This window comes from Polyangium jinanense, from assembly GCF_028435365.1.
Genome location: NZ_JAGTJJ010000008.1, coordinates 69518 through 85180 on the forward strand (window position 1 = coordinate 69518; position 15663 = coordinate 85180).

10 protein-coding genes are annotated in these 15663 nt (G+C 71.6%); 2 read left to right on the plus strand and 8 right to left on the minus strand.

Features of this window, described 5'->3' with window-relative positions; genetic code table 11:
- Positions 1–16: 16 nt before the first annotated feature.
- Positions 17–658, minus strand: a complete 642-nt coding sequence (locus KEG57_RS18315; RefSeq protein WP_272421505.1) for a TetR/AcrR family transcriptional regulator — start codon at positions 656–658, stop codon at positions 17–19.
- Between the two features lie 135 nt (positions 659–793).
- Between KEG57_RS18315 and KEG57_RS18320 the strand changes: the two genes are divergently transcribed.
- Positions 794–1978 carry an acyl-CoA dehydrogenase family protein gene (locus KEG57_RS18320; protein ID WP_272421506.1) on the plus strand — a complete coding sequence of 395 codons (1185 nt, stop codon included), beginning with the start codon at positions 794–796 and terminating at the stop codon, positions 1976–1978.
- Here the strand turns inward: KEG57_RS18320 and KEG57_RS18325 are convergent.
- The 6 genes from KEG57_RS18325 to KEG57_RS18350 all read right to left on the minus strand — a co-directional run bounded on the left by KEG57_RS18325 (position 1975) and on the right by KEG57_RS18350 (position 14051).
- On the minus strand, positions 1975–2661 hold the full coding sequence (locus tag KEG57_RS18325; protein WP_272421507.1) for a hypothetical protein: 687 nt from the start codon (positions 2659–2661) through the stop codon (positions 1975–1977). The two genes, KEG57_RS18320 and KEG57_RS18325, sit on opposite strands and share 4 nt — an antisense overlap.
- A 363-nt stretch (positions 2662–3024) precedes the next feature.
- Positions 3025–3936 (minus strand): hemerythrin domain-containing protein, encoded by a 912-nt coding sequence (locus KEG57_RS18330; protein ID WP_272421508.1) that lies wholly within the window; start codon positions 3934–3936, stop codon positions 3025–3027.
- A 395-nt stretch (positions 3937–4331) separates the two neighbouring features.
- On the minus strand, positions 4332–5066 hold the full coding sequence (locus KEG57_RS18335; RefSeq protein ID WP_272421509.1) for a hypothetical protein: 735 nt from the start codon (positions 5064–5066) through the stop codon (positions 4332–4334).
- Between the two features lie 14 nt (positions 5067–5080).
- Positions 5081–7738: a TonB-dependent receptor domain-containing protein gene (locus KEG57_RS18340; protein WP_272458673.1), complete on the minus strand. Its 2658-nt coding sequence runs from the start codon at positions 7736–7738 to the stop codon at positions 5081–5083.
- A 100-nt stretch (positions 7739–7838) separates the two neighbouring features.
- On the minus strand, positions 7839–10121 hold the full coding sequence (locus KEG57_RS18345) for a sulfatase-like hydrolase/transferase (RefSeq protein ID WP_272458674.1): 2283 nt from the start codon (positions 10119–10121) through the stop codon (positions 7839–7841).
- Positions 10122–10544: 423 nt separating this feature from the next.
- Positions 10545–14051 carry a response regulator gene (locus KEG57_RS18350; protein WP_272421512.1) on the minus strand — a complete coding sequence of 1169 codons (3507 nt, stop codon included), beginning with the start codon at positions 14049–14051 and terminating at the stop codon, positions 10545–10547.
- Positions 14052–14236: 185 nt separating this feature from the next.
- Between KEG57_RS18350 and KEG57_RS18355 the strand changes: the two genes are divergently transcribed.
- A complete protein-coding gene (locus KEG57_RS18355) occupies positions 14237–14872 on the plus strand; it encodes a Uma2 family endonuclease (protein WP_272421513.1) in 636 nt (211 codons plus the stop codon).
- Positions 14873–14876: 4 nt separating this feature from the next.
- Here KEG57_RS18355 and KEG57_RS18360 read toward each other — a convergent pair whose 3' ends face one another.
- Entirely contained in the window at positions 14877–15470 is a 594-nt protein-coding gene (locus KEG57_RS18360; protein WP_272421514.1) for a Uma2 family endonuclease, read from the minus strand.
- Positions 15471–15663: the final 193 nt, after the last annotated feature.

Here is a 15663-nt window from a genome sequence, read left to right on the forward strand (position 1 = left end):
CGCAAGGGCGCGCCCCTCACGCTTTCGTGCGCAGCTTGCCCTTCGCCTCGGGCGCGCGCGTGAGCCCGTCGAGCAGGCGCCCGTGCGCGAGGTCCGACGCGGCGCGTATGTCGGTCATGCCGAGCGGGGTGAATGCGCCCGACATCGCCAGCACCGCGAGGCCCTGGTGCATTGCAAAGACGGGGATCACGTAGGAGAGCGCCTCGCCTTCGCCGAAATACCCCGCCGCCTGCGCGTCGGCGATGTAGCGATAGAGCAGGCCGAGGCTGCGCTCGCGGCCGTTCACGTACGCAGGGTCGTTCGGGTCGGTGTCGGCGGAGAACATCGCCTGGAAATACCCGGGGTGGTCGATCGCGAAACGCACGTACGCATGCGCGGCCGCGAGGAAACGCGCGCGGTGGTCGGGGCCCGCCGCCGTGAGCGCGGCGTCGACCGCGTCCGCGAGGCGATGCGCCCCCTCGGCCGCGAGCGCCGTGAGCAGCGCCTGCTTGTCGGCATAATGCCGGTACGGCGCGGCATGCGAGACGCCGATCCGGCGCGCGAGCTCGCGGAGCGTGAACCCCATCGGCCCGCGCTCCTCGATGAGCGCGAGCGCGCCCTCCCGAAGGGCACGAGGCAGGTCCCCATGGTGATACGGGCGAGGCGGGCGTCGAGGCACGGCCCCGAGCCTAGCACGTCCGAGGCGGATGTTGACAGTCGCAACATTCGATGTTGACGGCGGAAACTTTGGCATGTTGTCGTTGTCTACATGGGCATGACCGGCCAAGAACCCCGGTCGCCGGAGGGAACCGTCATGACGAAGGGAACCGAGAACGTGCTCGAAACCAGCCTGCTCGCGTCCGTCGCCCGGGTGCGCCCGGTCGCGGAGGCCCACGCGGACGCGTCGAACGAGGGCGCGACGCTGCATCCGGCCGTGGTCGACGTGATGAAAAAGGAGGGGCTGTTCGCGCTCGCGGCGCCGAAGGAGGTGGGCGGGCAAGGCGCGGACGGGCGGACGCAGCTCGTGGTGTACGAGGCGATGGCGCACGCGGACCCGTCCGCAGGCTGGGCGCTGATGATCGGGGCGATCATGAACGGGATGATGGGCGCTTATCTGCCGGAGGCGGCGACGCGTGAGATCTTTGCCGCGGGAATGACGACGTCGGCCGGGCTGCAGGTGCCGATGGGGAAGGCGCGGCGGGTGCGCGGGGGATTCGAGGTGACGGGGCGGTGGGGATTCGGCAGCGGAATCCGGCACGCGAGCTGGGTGTACACGGCCGCGACGATCGAGGAGCCGGCGCAGGTCGGGCCGCCGTCGTTCGTGCAGGTCGCGGTGCCGGTGTCGCGGGTGACGATCGAGGATACGTGGAACACCGCGTTTTTGCGCGGGAGCGGGAGCAACCATTACCGCATGGAGTCGGTGTTCGTGGAGGAGGCTTTTACGTGCTCGTATCCGGGGGCGGCACGGAAGCGGGGGCAGGCCTATTTCGAGCTGCCGTTCATCGCGCTCGTGGCGCCGGGGCACATCGGCTTCGCGCTTGGCGTGGCGCGGCGGGCGCTCGAAGAGATCACGATCGTCGCGCCGCGCCGGATCAAGGCCTGGAACGGGGAGGCGCTGGCCGCGCAATCGAGCTTCCGGGTGGAGCTCGGCCGAAAGCGCGCGGCCCTCGACGCGGCGCGGGCGCTCGCGCGCGAGGTGATCGAGCTGTCGATGCAAAGGGCCGAGGCGGGCCGGGTGCTATCGCCCGATGATTGGGCGGCCGTGCGCGCGGCGACGACGTATACGACCGAGGTCGCCGCGGACGTGACGTCGTTTGCATTCCGGGCGGGCGGGTCGAGCGCGATTTACGCGGGTACGGTGCTCGATCGGTGCTTCCGGGACATTCACGCGGCCGCGCAACACATCGCCGCGACGGACGACGCCTACGAGTACGCGGCGCGCGTGGGCCTGGGGGAAGCGCCGTTCAATCCGCTGCTTCTGCCGCGGGAGTCAGCCTAAAAACTCGCGCCCAGGCTGATGTATCCGAACGGCAGGACGCCGAAGGCGGTGGGGTCGTCGCCGAAGACGTTGAACCCCGGGCCGATGAGCGCCATCGCGCCGACGCGGAAGTTGAAGCCTGCGCCGTCCACGGGGTGCAAACGATACCCGACCATCGCGCTGCCATACGCGCCCACGCCCGAGCCCGACGCGCTCGAGCCGAAGCTGTTCGAGGCCTGCGCCGTCGCATACGTGACGGAGACGCCGCCGCCGACCTCGAGCGCATGCTTGCCGCTGCGAACGCCGAGGTAGCTGGCCGTGATGGGGAAGGTCAACAGGCTCGCGCTCGCGCTCGACGAAGAGTTGCCCGCCGAGACCGTCGCCCCGATCGAGATGTAGCTGAACCCGACGCGCACGCCGAGGTCGTCGATGACGCGGCGCTCGTAATTGATCGAGTACCAAAGCCCGGCCCCGAGGCCCTCGGCATAGATCGAGTTCGGCGCGGGTTTGTCCTTGAGATCTTCCTTGGGCTCGGCCTTCGCCGGCGCAGCCTGCGCAGGCGCGGCCGCCGGCGCCGCTGCCGCCGCAGCCTGCCCCTCGGGCGCGGGCGGCGGCGTCGCCTCACCCTCCTGCGCGAGCGCGGCGCTCGGGGCGAGGAGGAAAAGGGCGCTTGCCGCAATGCAATAAGAAGCAATCCGGGTCATGGGACCTCCGTGAAGACAAGGGTGAGGCCCCCAAAAGCACATGAAATGGTTCGCTCGGTCAAGCGAAAACAACCGTCCAGCCGCGATAAATGCTGAATGCGGATCCCTGGGTTTATTCAATCTTTGTTCTGCGAAATTTTCTGCGCGGTTTCGCGATGCAATCCGCGCGTGACGGGCCCCCCCGAACCCGTCACTCACGATTTTGCTCCGCGCTCGTGAATGGCGGACCCCCCCGATCCGTCATTCACGATTGGCCTCGACGCTCGCGGGCCGGCGGGCCCCCCCGAACCCGCCACCCGCGATTGTCACGCGCTCGTCGATGGCAGGCCCCCCCGAACCCGCCATCCACGAGGACACGAAACCCTAGCCCCGCGCCCGCTGCTTGCGCGGCGCCGGCCCCGCCTGACCCCGCGCGCTGCTACCGCGCGCCATCCCCTTCTGCGCCCCTCGCGCGCCGCCGGCCTGGCCGCCCCGCGCCGCCCCGCCGCTCTGCGACTGCGTCCGCGACGCTCCCTGCCCGCGCGCAGCCGGCGCCTTCTGCGCCGCCGCCGTCTTGCGCGTCTGCGTCCGCGCAGCTCCGCCCGCCACGGCCCCGCCGTTCCGCTTCTGCGCGACCGCCGCGCCACGCTTCGCCGGCGCCGCCGCCTTGGCCGCACCACGCTTCGCCGCGCCGCGCTGGGGCGCGCCACGCTGGGCCGCCCCCGCCGCCCGCTTCGGCATCGCCTGGCGCTTCGCCGGCGCGCGCTTGCGCGGAGCCGCCGCCTTCTTCGCCCCGGGCGCCTGCGTGGCCACCTGCCGCGCCGCGATGCCCAGGCTCCGCTCCAGGATCGGGCGATGCCCCTCCGCCAGGCGCTCCGAGAACCGCGACTGGAGACGATCGCCGAGCTGCTCAAGCTGCTCACGCTCCATCTCCCCCTCCGCCTGGGGCAGGAGCTCGCTCTCCTCCTCCTCGACGTGGTTCATCACGATGTCCTTGAGCGCGCCGAGCTTGGCCGAGAACGTCTCGTCGCCCACGCTGACCGACATCAGCCGGTAGAGCGCGAAGTCCGCGACCGCGTGCTCCTCGAAGGCCTCACGGATGCGACCGCTCGGGCCGAGCGACTCCATCGCCGCCGGATAGAAGATCTCCTCCTCGATCGCCGTGTGCGCCGCGAGCGCGTTGGCGAGCTCCTCGCGCAGCGAGGCACGCTCGTCCTCGTCCTCGGCACCCTCGATCTCGCGGAACAACTCTTCGACTTCGCGGTGATGTTGCTTGAGTAGGTCGGTCGCCTTCATGTCGAGCTCCTCAATCCGTTCTTCTCGGCGTGCCGCGCCTCGCCGAGGCGCCGCCCTTCGTTCGTGCTCGCGGCTCCTTGCGCGTGGCATGCCAAAGCCCCCGAGGGCCCCGAGAAATGCGAGGGACGGACGGCGAAAGATGGCCGTCTAGGTCCCCGACGGAAGGCCGCGACCCGAGCGAAAGCACGAGCAAAACGAGGCAACGAGCCGAGGCGGAGGCGACCGCGAGCCGCGCACCGCGGAGGCTCGTACCCCGCTCGTCCCGCGCGCCGGTAGGCGCGATCCGAAGAGCCGTGACCGCGCGCGGTCGGCGCAGTCGATCGCGGCGGGTGGCACGGAGGTGCGCACCCGAGGCGCACACACAGCGCGCGCGCGGGCAACAAAGGAGCAGACGGCTAGGGCGCGGCCGGCGCCTCGCCCTCCACGAAGTCGAACGACGGGGGGTGGGTCGAAACCATGCGGATCACGACGGCGTCGTGGTCACGCGCACCCGGTCCGAGGACGAACGGATCGGCGCCGGCATCGAGCGCCGCGCCAAAATCCACGGCGGAAAGCCAGGATGCGACGTCGAACCGGACCTCGAGCCGCGAGGTCGCCTCGGTGACCGTACCCTCGACCTTCGTGGTCGGCACGGCGCGCTGGCCTTGAAAGAGCGGGGCGACGTCGATGTCGGCCTCGAACCGGACGGACGTGCCGGCGCGGCTGGCCACGCCCCGCACGCGTGCCGAATGCCCGCCCGGCGCCTCGGGCGAAGCCTGGGCCTCCTGCTCTGGCAAGAACCAGTGAATCCCGTAATCGTACGAGGCGCTGCGCACGTCCCCCGCGAACCCCGCGTACGTGCCGAGCGGCGTCTCCCCTTCCCCGAGGACGTCGATCGCCGTGACGCGCCGAATCTCCCCGACCGCCGCCTCGCAAAGGGTGGCCGAGCCCGAGGCGCTGGCGCAAAAATAAGCCGGCCCGAAGGCCACACGCGCCTCGTCCAGGATGACGTCGACGTCGTCCACGACGAATTCGTTCGTCGCGGCAGAGACGAAGACCGCCGGGAACGAAACGTCGGGCTGTCCGGTGCCGGTGCCGCAGCCGGCGAGGGCAAGGACAAACGGCAAAAACGAGCGCAGAAGACATCGCATGACGGACCTCCGGCTCAAAGGTGGAAGGTCAAATTGCCGAGGATCGTGAGCGGCGATCCGGCGGAAATGTGGCGCGCGGGCAGATACGAGGGGATGTCGCTCGTCCGCCAGTCGGAGACGAAGACGTACTCGGTGTCCGCGTACCGAGCGTTGAGCAGGTTCGTGGCATCGACGCCGACCTCCACGAAATCGCGGCGCAAGCCGAGCGAAGCGTCGACGACGAAGACGGGCCGCGCCTCCTGGGCATACGGGAGCGGGCGCGGCGAGAGGAAGGTCGCGCCATACCCGGCGCGAGCGACGAGGGGTTTGCCGAGGAACGTGCCGAGGGTTTTTCGGTAGGAGACGTCGGTCCGCACGACGACGGGCGGAACGAAGGGGAGCGATTGTCCCTCGACATAGGGCGGCGTGGGGTTTTCTGGGGTCGGCGGCGGCGGCGAATCGAGGGTGGCCCGGACGAACGTGGCGCTGATCGAGGCGTTGAAGCCGGTCAGGGGGTTTGCCTGGAGGTAGGCGACGAGGCCGCGGCGGGTGGTCGGGCCGATCCGCTCGAGCCGGCCTTCCTCGGCGTCGAAGGCGAGGTCGTAGGAGAGGCGGGTTTCGTAGGCGACGAGGGTGGCCGAGAGGCGAGCGCGTTCGTATTGGACACGCGCGCCGGCCTCGTAGCTGTGGACCGTGGCGAAAGGAGCCTGCTCGCCTTCTTCGAGCTGCCGGGCCTGCGGGGAGCGATAGCCGCGGCCATACGCGGCGAAGAGGCGCAAGGAGGGCAAGGGGTCGACCTCGAGCGTGGCGCGCGGGCCCCAGGCAATGCCGGCGGCGGTGCGACGATACCCGACGAAATGGGTTTCTTCGCGGAAGGCGGGGATCTGGTTGCCGAGGCGATCGTCGATATCGAAAGAGATGAGGTCGGCGCGGAGGCCGCCGCGCAGGCGCGCCCAGCGGGAGAAGGTGAACAGGGCGTCGGCGAAGGCGCCGATGCGGAGGGAGCGGACGGTGGCGTCGACGCGGCGGTCCCAGGTCTCGTTTTGCGGGGCTTCGAGGAGGTTTTGCGCCTGCTCGATGGAATGGGCCTCGGCGTCGGCGCCGAGGGTGAGCTGGGCCTTGAGCCAGGAAGCCGCCTCGTACCGGCGGGTGCGATACGAAGCGCGGGCGCCGAAGCCGCCGTCGTCGTTCGATTGCTCGATGAGGTCGCCGCGGCCGGCCCAGGTGGGCCGGAGGCGCGAGCGCTGGGTGTAGCCGGTGAAATTGAGCCGGCTGCGATAGGTGGCGTAGGCGCCCCAGAGGCCGAAGCTGGCCTCGGAGTTGTCGTCGCCGGTGCGCTGGAGGGAAACACTCGCCTGCGTGCGGGTGGCCGCGGCGGATTGCGAGCGGGCGGAGGTGTCGGGGTAGGCGTCGTAGAAAGCGATGATCCGGCGGTCGATGTCGTCGCGGCGGAGAACGCCCGCGGCGCTGGAGCGGGCCCCATAAGCGGAGAGGTGGACGAGGGCGGAGAGGTCGCCCGGGAGCTCGAATCGGTACTGTCCGGTAAAACCTCCCGAGATGCTGCCACGCACGCCGTCGCCGAAGCCGTCCGTGGTGCGCACGACGGCCGCGCCGAAGGTCTCTTCGGACTGACCGGCAGGCGCGAAGATGGCGACGAGGCGCTTCGTATTGAACGAGCCGTACGAGGCGGTGGCGTGGACGCCGCGTTCCTCGACGCCGAGGTCGAAATCGACGCTGCCCGCGACGGCGAAATCACCCTGGTGCGGATCGTAGACGCCCTCGAGGACGCGCACGCTGCGCACGGTCTCGGGAATCAGGACATTGAGGTCGGCATAGCCCTGCCCGTGAATGTGGGAGGGTTGATTGATGGGAATCGTGCCGCCGACGGTGAACTGGATGTCCTGGCCATGATCGGCGTCGAAGCCGCGGAGATAAACGCGCTGGGCAACGGCGTCGCCCTCGGGGCGCATGACGTGGAAGCCAGGCGCGGATTTGAGGAGGTCGGCGGTGGTGGGGCGCGGGGCGCTGTCGAGGACGGCGCGGCCGAGGCGGAAGTCGGAGGCGCCGCGGCGCGGAGGGTTCGGCCGGCCCTGGACGTGGATTTCGATGGGCTTGCCCGGTTCGGCGACGGCGTGCGGTAGCGCGAGGCCGGAGTCGAGCTCGGCCGGCTGTTCGCCGTGGGAATGCGGGTGTTTGTCCGGCGGCGGTTTGTCCGCGGGGGGCGACTTCTCCGCGGGCGCGGGCGGGCCGGGCGGAGGCGCGGCGTCCGGGGGCGTGGTGTCGGTCGGCACGCCCGGCGGGACGGGGACGGGCGGATGCGGTTCGGGCGCGAAATGGAAGGGGACACGAATGCGCGCGCGGATGGGGACGCCGTCCCGTGTGGCCGGGCTGAAGCGCCAGCGACGGACGGCGGCGAGGGCCGCGTCGTCGAAGGCTTCGCCGCCGGAGACCGCGATCTGGGCGTCGCCGACGGTGCCGTTGCGCTCGACGGTGACCAGGACCTCGACGGTGGTGTCGATGCCCTGCGCGAGCTTGTCCGGGGGATAGACGGCGTCGACGTGCTCGACGACCGTCGGAAGGGTGACGTTCGCCTGGCCCGACGGCGCCTTGGGGGCCGCGGGCGGCTGGGCGAACGCGGGGCGCGTGGCGAGGAGGCCCGCAGCTAGGGCGATGGCGTGTGACCATCGAGACAAAACGAACCTCAACCGATCCTCCGTCGGGCCCCTTCCGAGAGGGTGCTTTACACGGGGAGGGCGGGGAGCGGAATGCGAAAATCACGCCGCGCGGCGGATCTCACTCGATCGTCCCCCAGACCCGCAGCGCCGCCGCCGTGTCCGGGTCGATCGTCGCCGGCTCGCGCTTCTGCAGGTCCGACCGGGTCGACTGATCGCGCGCCATCACCCGACGGAAGAGCGCCTGCGCGGCGAGCGGGAGCGTCTCGCGGCGGTTGAAGGCGCACGTGGGGTCGAGCTCGAGGTCGCAGAGGAACGGAACGGCCTCGTAGCGGCCCGTCATGATGAGCTCGCCCCAGCGGGCGGAGAAGCGGTCGTCGAGCGTGGCGATCTGCGGCTCGAAGGAGGAGTCCTCGAGGCCCGAGGCGACGGCGGAGAGGTCGCGGCCGAGGCCAGGGCGCGAGAAGGAGATGCCGAGCGCGGAGAGGGCCGTCTGGCTGACGTCCCAGACCTCGGTGGGGAGATTGACGTGGGCGCCGCCATAACGGGCGTCCGGGAAGCGAACGTAGAGCGGGAGCGTGAGACGCGGCTCGGCGAGGTCGTCGCCCTCGGCGTAGAGCGAGGAGGCGCCGGCGGCGACGTCGCCGGTGACGACGAAGACGGTGCTCTCCCAGAGGCCGGCGGTCTTCAAGGCGGCGACGAGGCCACCGAGGGCGCGGTCCTGCGCGGACATGGCTGCCCCTTCGAGGGCGCGGACGCGCTCCTGGTCCTGCGCGGAGAGGGCGTCCTTCTTGTCCCTCCTTTTCCGCATGGTCGCGAGTTGCTGCGCCCCGCGACGCGGCTCGATGACGCCGGTGTAGGGCGTCGGCGGGAGCTGCGCTTGCTCCTTCGGCGAGACGTCCCAGGGCGGATGTCCGCCGCGCGCGTGGACGACGAGGAGCAGGCGCGCCTCGGGCGATTGGCGGAGGACGTCGGTGAGCCAGGTGGCGGCGGCGTCGAGGGGCGCGGTGGCCGGGTCGTTGCCGTAGGGGGGATATTCGACGAAATGCTCCCAGCCCTCGCCAAAGCCGAATGATTTGAAGGTGGCGGGGACGCCGGTGAACATGGCCGCGCGAATGCTGGCGTCGTGGGCGACGGCGCCGAGCGTGGTGTTCGAGGCCGGCATACGCGCGCCGAAATCGGTGAGGGTATGGGCGCGCGGGGGCATGGCCGTGAGCAGGGAGCCAACGACGCTGCCCGGAAAGGTGGTCGGGGCGCGGTGGCGATGGAAGGTGGTCGCCGTGAGGGCGAGGTCGGAGAGGGTCGGCAGGTGCGGCGTCGGGCCGGCATGCCAGGGCGGGAGGCTGTCGCGGTCGAGGCCGTTCATGACGACGACGACGACGGCGCGGGTCTTGGCGGTGGCCGGCGGAGGCGCGGCCGGCAGGACGATGACCGGATCGCCGAAGAGGACACGGGCGCCCTGGGAGGTGCCTTCGGCGCGGAGCTCGAGGGTGGCGAGGGGGCCGCCCTGGGGGTCGAGGGGGACGTCGAGGTCGGTCCAGGTGGCTTTGTCGCCGCCGGTGACGTGCTGGGTGAGGACGTCGACGGGCTTCTGGCCATCGCGAAGGAGGCGGACGCGGGCGTCGGCCTCGCCGGGGCCGAGGACGCCGACGGAGGTGCGGAGGCGGGCCCCCGGCGGGAGGCGGAGGGTGCAGCGGACGGCGCCGGGGCCGCGGAGGGCGATCGAGCGGTGCGGGACGGCGGAGAGGGCGGCCTCGCGGAGGAGGACGTCCCGCAGGGTGGGCGGGCCGTAGGTGGCGGTGCTCTCGTCGGGGACGCCGATGCGGATCCAGTCGAGGTCGACGAGGGGATCGCCGGATTTGGCGCGGCCCATGAAGCGGAAGGTGAGGGTGTGGACGCCGGGGTCGACGGGGAGCGAGGTGGCCCCGGTGGTGGCGATGCGGATCTGGTCGCGCTGGAAGTTGAGGGTGCCGAGGGGCTGGTCGTCGAGGGAGACGGTGGCCGCGCGGGCGCCAAGGCCCATGGAGCGAGCGGCGACGAAGATGGGGCTCGCCTCGGGCAGGACGAAGGTGACGCGCAGGGTGCGGTTCGAGACGCGCATCCAGGTGGAGGCGTCGTGCTCGATGGGATCGACGCCCCGCGGGGCGGTGCCGGTCCAGGCGAAGCGGCCGACCATGGCGTCGGTGCCGGTGTCGAGGAGCAGGCCGCGATGTTCGAGGTCGCAGCCGGGGAGCTGGTCGACGAGGTCAGCGACGACGCGGGCGGGCGCAGGCGGCTGGGGGGCGGCAGCGCTGGTGGTGGGCGCAGGCGTCCCCTGTTCCTGGCCCTTGCTGGGGCTGCAGGCGCTCGCGCCGAGGGCGAGGGCAAGGAGGGACGAGAGGACGAGCGGGGCGGAAGGCGTCAACGCGACCAGGGTGGCGCGATGCAGAGGCGCGTCAAGCGGGCTTGTGGGGGAGAATGTATGAGAAAGGTCACCAAAAGAAGCGTGCGCGAGGGTCGCGAGGGCGTCACGTCGTCGCAAAGGCGCGTTCCCGACCGCCGCGATGCCACGACGGGAGCTCGGCCGCGGCTTTCGAGGGCCGCGATGCCGCCGAAACGGGAACGGAAGAGCTTCGCGACCGCCGCGATGTCGCCAAAATGGGAACGAAAGAGCTCCGCGACCGCTGCGATGTCGCCAAAACGGGAACGAAAGTCCTTCGCGACCGCCGCGATGTCGCCAAAACGGGAACGAAAGTCCTTCGCGATCGCCGCGAAGGCGAGGCGCAAGTTACGGAACGGCTTCGCGAGTTGCCGTGCTGGAAAGCGGAGCGGCACCGGGGTGTGGAAATCAACGCGACCAGGGCGGCGCGATGCGCAGGCGCGTCAAGCGCCCTTCCTTGACGAGGGCGAACCGGACGCGCTCCTCGCCGCGGAGGCGGACGCGGATCTCGTACGGGTCCTTCTTGGGGGCTAGCTTCGCCTGGACGACGGGGCCGGTTCCGACGAGCTGGCCGTCGACGTAAATCGAATCACTGGGCCCGACGATCACTTCGAGCAGGCCCTGACCCGCGGGGACCTTGTCCTCGGCGCGGAGGGGGAGGTCCTGGGGCATGACCGGGAAGTCGGCGGTGTCGCCCTCGCGGCGGTCGTGGGGGGTCGCCGCGGCAGGCTCGGGCTCGGGCGCGGGGGCGGGCGCGGGCGGGTCGGCCGTGACGGTCGGGGCGGGGAGCGCGGCGGGCGCGGGCGCGGGGGCGACGCGCTGGTGCGCGAGGCGGCTGCCGACAGCGAAGACGGTGCCGGCGACGGCGAAGAGGATCCAGGCGCTGACGCGGGTGCGTGAGCTGCCCTCGCGGCGAGAGGGCGGCGCCGAATCACGGCTGACCTTCTCGTTGCGGCGGAAGCGGCTCGGGCGGCTCTCGACGTCGGGATCGAGCGTGCGAGCGGCAGGCGCGTGGGCCGAAGGCAAGGAGCCACGCGGGGGCGGCGGGAGATCCTCGACCGGCGGAGGGACGAGGGTGCCGAGAGAGGTCGGGATCGGCCGCGCCGCCGTGGCACGCGGGGCGGGCGCAGGGGCGGGCGCGGGGGCGGAAGCGGCCACCGGCGCGGCGGGGGCGGGCGCGGCAGCGGGCGCGGCAGCGGGCGCGGCGACGGGCACGGGCACGGGCACGGGCACGGGCGCAGGCGCGGCGACGGCCATCGGCGCGGGCGTGAGGACGGGGATGGACAGGCGCTCGATCGCCTTCCGCGGAGCCACCGGGCCCGGCGTGGGCGACGGCTGCTTCACGTCCACCACCGGCCGCCGCACGTCGAGCGTCCGCTCCTCGGCAGGCATGTGCGCGAAGTCGAGGACCGATCCGACCTCGACCGACAAGACCTCGTCCGGCTGGAGCGTGAGGATCGACGGGGAAAGCGAGGGCTCCTCGCGGGCGAGGACCGGGCCGGGCGTGGCCGAGCGATCGATGATCGCAGAGATCGGCTCGGGCGTGCTCGGCGCAGGCTCGGGCAGGATGTCGGCGAGCGCGGGGATGAGCGCCGGAGGCGGCGGACGGCGCACGCCGCGGAGCCGCTCGGACTCACGGTGCACGGCGGGCGTGAGCAGATCCGCGCCGGCCTCGCCGACGACGGCGGTGATCGCGCCGTGCGCGGCCGCGTCGCAGAGGACGTCCTCGACGAGGTGCGCGGCGGCCTTGCCGGAAGCGACGAGCGCGCGGGGCGAGGCGCCAGACGCGATCGAGCGCAGGAGCGAGCGCAAGGGCTCGGGGGTCGCATGCTCGGCCGGTCCGAGGAGGTCGAGATCGATCTCCACGCGCTCGACAGTCATGAGCGAGGCGCCCGAGAGGAGGCGTTGCGCGGCGCGAGCCGAGGCGATCGGGGCGACGAGCTGCTCGGCGAGGGAGCCTTCGAGGTCGGGGCGTGCTCCCGAGAGGCGCGCGACGTCCTCGTCGACGGGCGCGACCACGAAACGGCCCGCGCCGAGACCGAGGAGGCGCGCGAGCACGCCCGGGCCACGCTCGAAGGAGCCATCGGCCGTGGTGCGCGTGGCCCGCACGGGGCGGCCGTCGCGGATCTCGACCTCGTAGAGGTAGAGGGCGTCGCGCACGGTGAGCGTGGAGGCGGGCCGATGGGCGCACGCGAGCGCGAGCAACGTGCGCGGCGTGAGGCCGTCGAGGCGGCCGCGGACCTCGCCGCCTTGCGCGAGGCGCTCGGCGACGCGCAGGCGCGGCCGCAGGATCTCGCGGAGGCGCTGCACGATCGCCGCGGCGCTGGCCTCCTTGCGGAGGTAGCCGTCGGCGCCGGCGCCGAGCTCGCGCACGCGCTGGAGGAGGTCCTCTTTCCAGGAGAGGAGCACGACGGGGACGTCACGGAGCGCGAAGTCACGCTTGAGCGCGCGGCAAAGCGCGAAGCCGTCGAGGCCTGGCATGATGATGTCGCTGACCACGAGGTCGGGCGAGACCTCGCACGCGAGCTCGAAGGCGCGCTCGCCATCGTGGGCCTCGTACACCGTGGCCCCCGCGGCGCGAAGGACGCCGGCGAGGAACCAGGTGACGGCGGCGTCGTCATCGGCCACGACCACGCGGAGCCGATCGAGCGTGGGCACGCGCGCGCCGCGGGCTTCACCGAGCGCCCGCACGCGCGTCGCCTGACCTGCCTGCTCGGGACCACCGAGCCACGGCGCAAACGGGAGCGCCCCTTCCGGCCCGCTCGGCGCGAACCGCACCTTGCCTTGCGACTCGATCGTGACGAGGTCGCGGATCCGCGCGACCGCACCCCAGAGCGCGGCGAGCACCTGGCTGCCCTCCCCGAGCTCGACCCGCGTGCTGCGAGCGCGCGCGTCCGCCGCGTCGCAGAGGCCTCGACGTAGTTCTTCGGCGAGGCGCGCGCCGAGATCGTCCAGCGTGACCTCACCGATCGGCGCGCGGGCGATGTCGCGACGCACCTGGGCCGCGATGACCTCGGCGCAGGCTTTCCGCAGGGCCTCGGGCGAGACGGGCTTCGGCAAGGTCCGCGTGACGCCGAGCGCCGCGTAGAGCGCGGCGTCGTCGGGCCGGGAGAAGCGCCCGAGCAAAAGGAGCGGGACCCCTTCGATGAGAGGATCGGCGAGGAGCGAGGCGATGAGCTCCCGCGCGCCATGCTTGTCCGCGTCGATGACAATGACGTCGGGCGCGAGCGCGCGCGCGAGATCGGGCGCGGCGACGAGATCGTCGGTGCGCTCGACCTCGAAGAACGAGGGAGCTCCCTCGGCGTGATCCTTCGCGAGGGCCTCGGCGAGCTTCTCGGGCCCGACGAACAGCACGGTCTGCGGGATGCCCTGCGCGGCCGCGCTCGCGGGCTTGTCGGCGGACCGTTCGGCCGAGGGCAACGTGCGCGGGCCGCTGTTCGCCGACTTTGGCGCGGCTTCCCGTTCGGGCACGCCCAGCGAGGCCTCGCCCCACGCGAGCTCGGGCAGGCGATCGAGCAAACTTCGCAGCGCCTTCCACTCGTCGTCCGTGAGCTTGCCGCGCTCGGCGACGCGATCGACGAGCGCTTCGCCGCTCTTGAGCTCCTCGGCGAGCTTGTTGAAGCGCAGGAGCCTCGCGGCGGCGGCGAGGGCGTGCACGCGGCGGCGCAGATCATCACGACGCGCGGGGGACGCGGGTTCTTCGGCGAGCTTGGTGACGGCGGTGCGGAGCTCGACGACCCGTCGGCCGAGGGTGGCCACGAAATCGGCCCGGACGCCGCCGAGACGCTCGGGAGACGACGCCGGGCGAGGGTCCTTGGGCGCCTCGGCACGCCGCTCTGGCGCTACGGGCGGTGCGATGCCCTCGAGCGTGATGACGCCCATGGCCTCGGGACGGCCGCCTTCATTTCGGTCCAACGCGGTAGCTTGCGCGCCCATCGGTTCGGGCCGTATCACGGGTCGGCGCGGCAGCTCCAATTTGTGGCGATGCATGCGGGGGGTTCGGTCGCGATCCGCGGTCGATTTTACGCAACCAGAAGCCCCCTCTTGGCGACATAGGGTTTGTGAAGCCGCATCTCACACGCCGAGGTATGCTGCGTCGCATGGTGGCGATCGCGATGGCAGAGGTGCTTTGGCCGGAACCGATGACGCTCGAGCAGTGGGCCGACATGGACGAGGACGAGCCGGGCGAGCTCGTCGACGGCGCGCTGGTGGAGGAAGAGGTGCCGACGAATCTGCACGAGCTCATCGTGGGCTGGTTGATCCGTGTCCTCGGGAACTGGGCAGCTCCTCGCAGCGGGCGGGTGCTCGGCTCCTCGCACAAGCTCGGCGTGTCCCCGCGTCGCGGTCGCAAGCCCGACGTGACGGTGTACGCGCCTCGCTCGAAGGTGAACTGGCAAGCCTCCCTCTCGCGGGTTGCTCCACTCCTCGTCGTGGAGGTGATCTCCCGGCAAGCGCGTGACGTGCGTCGTGATCGCGTCGAGAAGCTCGGCGACTACGCGCGCTTCGGCGTGCGCTGGTACTGGCTCCTCGACCCCGAGGTGCGGCTCCTCGAGGTGCTGGAGCTCGGCGCGGATGGGCGGTACACGATCGCGCTCCAAGCCTCCACCGAGCGCGTGGCCGTGCCTGGGTGTGAAGGGCTGGAGCTCGATCTCGCGAACCTCTGGAGAGAGGCCGACGAGGCTGCGGCCGAGGGCAGCGAGGAGAGCGAGCCAAGCACGGAGCGTGGCGCGAGCTGAGGTGCTACGTCGACGAGCCCGCCGGCGGCGCGGGCTTGTTCCAAAGCTTGGAAAGGTCAAGCTCGATCGCATCGAAGGGCACGGCGCGGACCTTGGCGTCGTCGTGGTGCACGCCGCGCAGGAGCCACCCCTCGGGGGTGAGGGCGAAGACTTCGAGCAGCCGCTCGATCGGGTCCACGATCCAGAGGTGCTGCACGCCCTCGCGGGCGTACACCGGCATCTTTTTCGCCCGGTCGATCGCCGCCGTGGAGGGGCTCGCCACCTCGCAGACCCAGTCGGGCGCGAGCGGGAAGTACGGCGTCTCGGGTAGCTCAGGCATCCGCTCGACACGCCAGCCGGCAAGGTCGGGGACGAGCGTGTCGCCGCCGAGGTGCAGCTCGGGTTCGTCGAGGATCCACCATCCGCCGGGACCGCCGTCGCCAAACCGGAACGGAGGACCAAGCTGCATGCCGAGCGACGAGTGTGCCGACGCATGCCTCGGCGCAGGCCGAGGGAACACGTAGAGCGTGCCCTGGATCAGCTCGGCGACCTGATGCGGCGGGACCGCCTCGAGGTCCGCGTACGTTGCCGGATGCAGCTTCTCCGCCGGGTGCCCCATGCCTCACTTTACCCCATGCCTCGGGACCTGCCAGAGACCTGCGTGTGTCCTCGTCGCTGCCGGCGGTGGAGCAGCTTCACGATGAAATAGACTGAAATCGTCTCACGGTTGGTCATGTCGTACCTTCCGAGCGCGGGCGATACGCGATCGCCCACGCGTGCTGCGAGGTTCCGGCCAGCGCGCAGCATTTCCC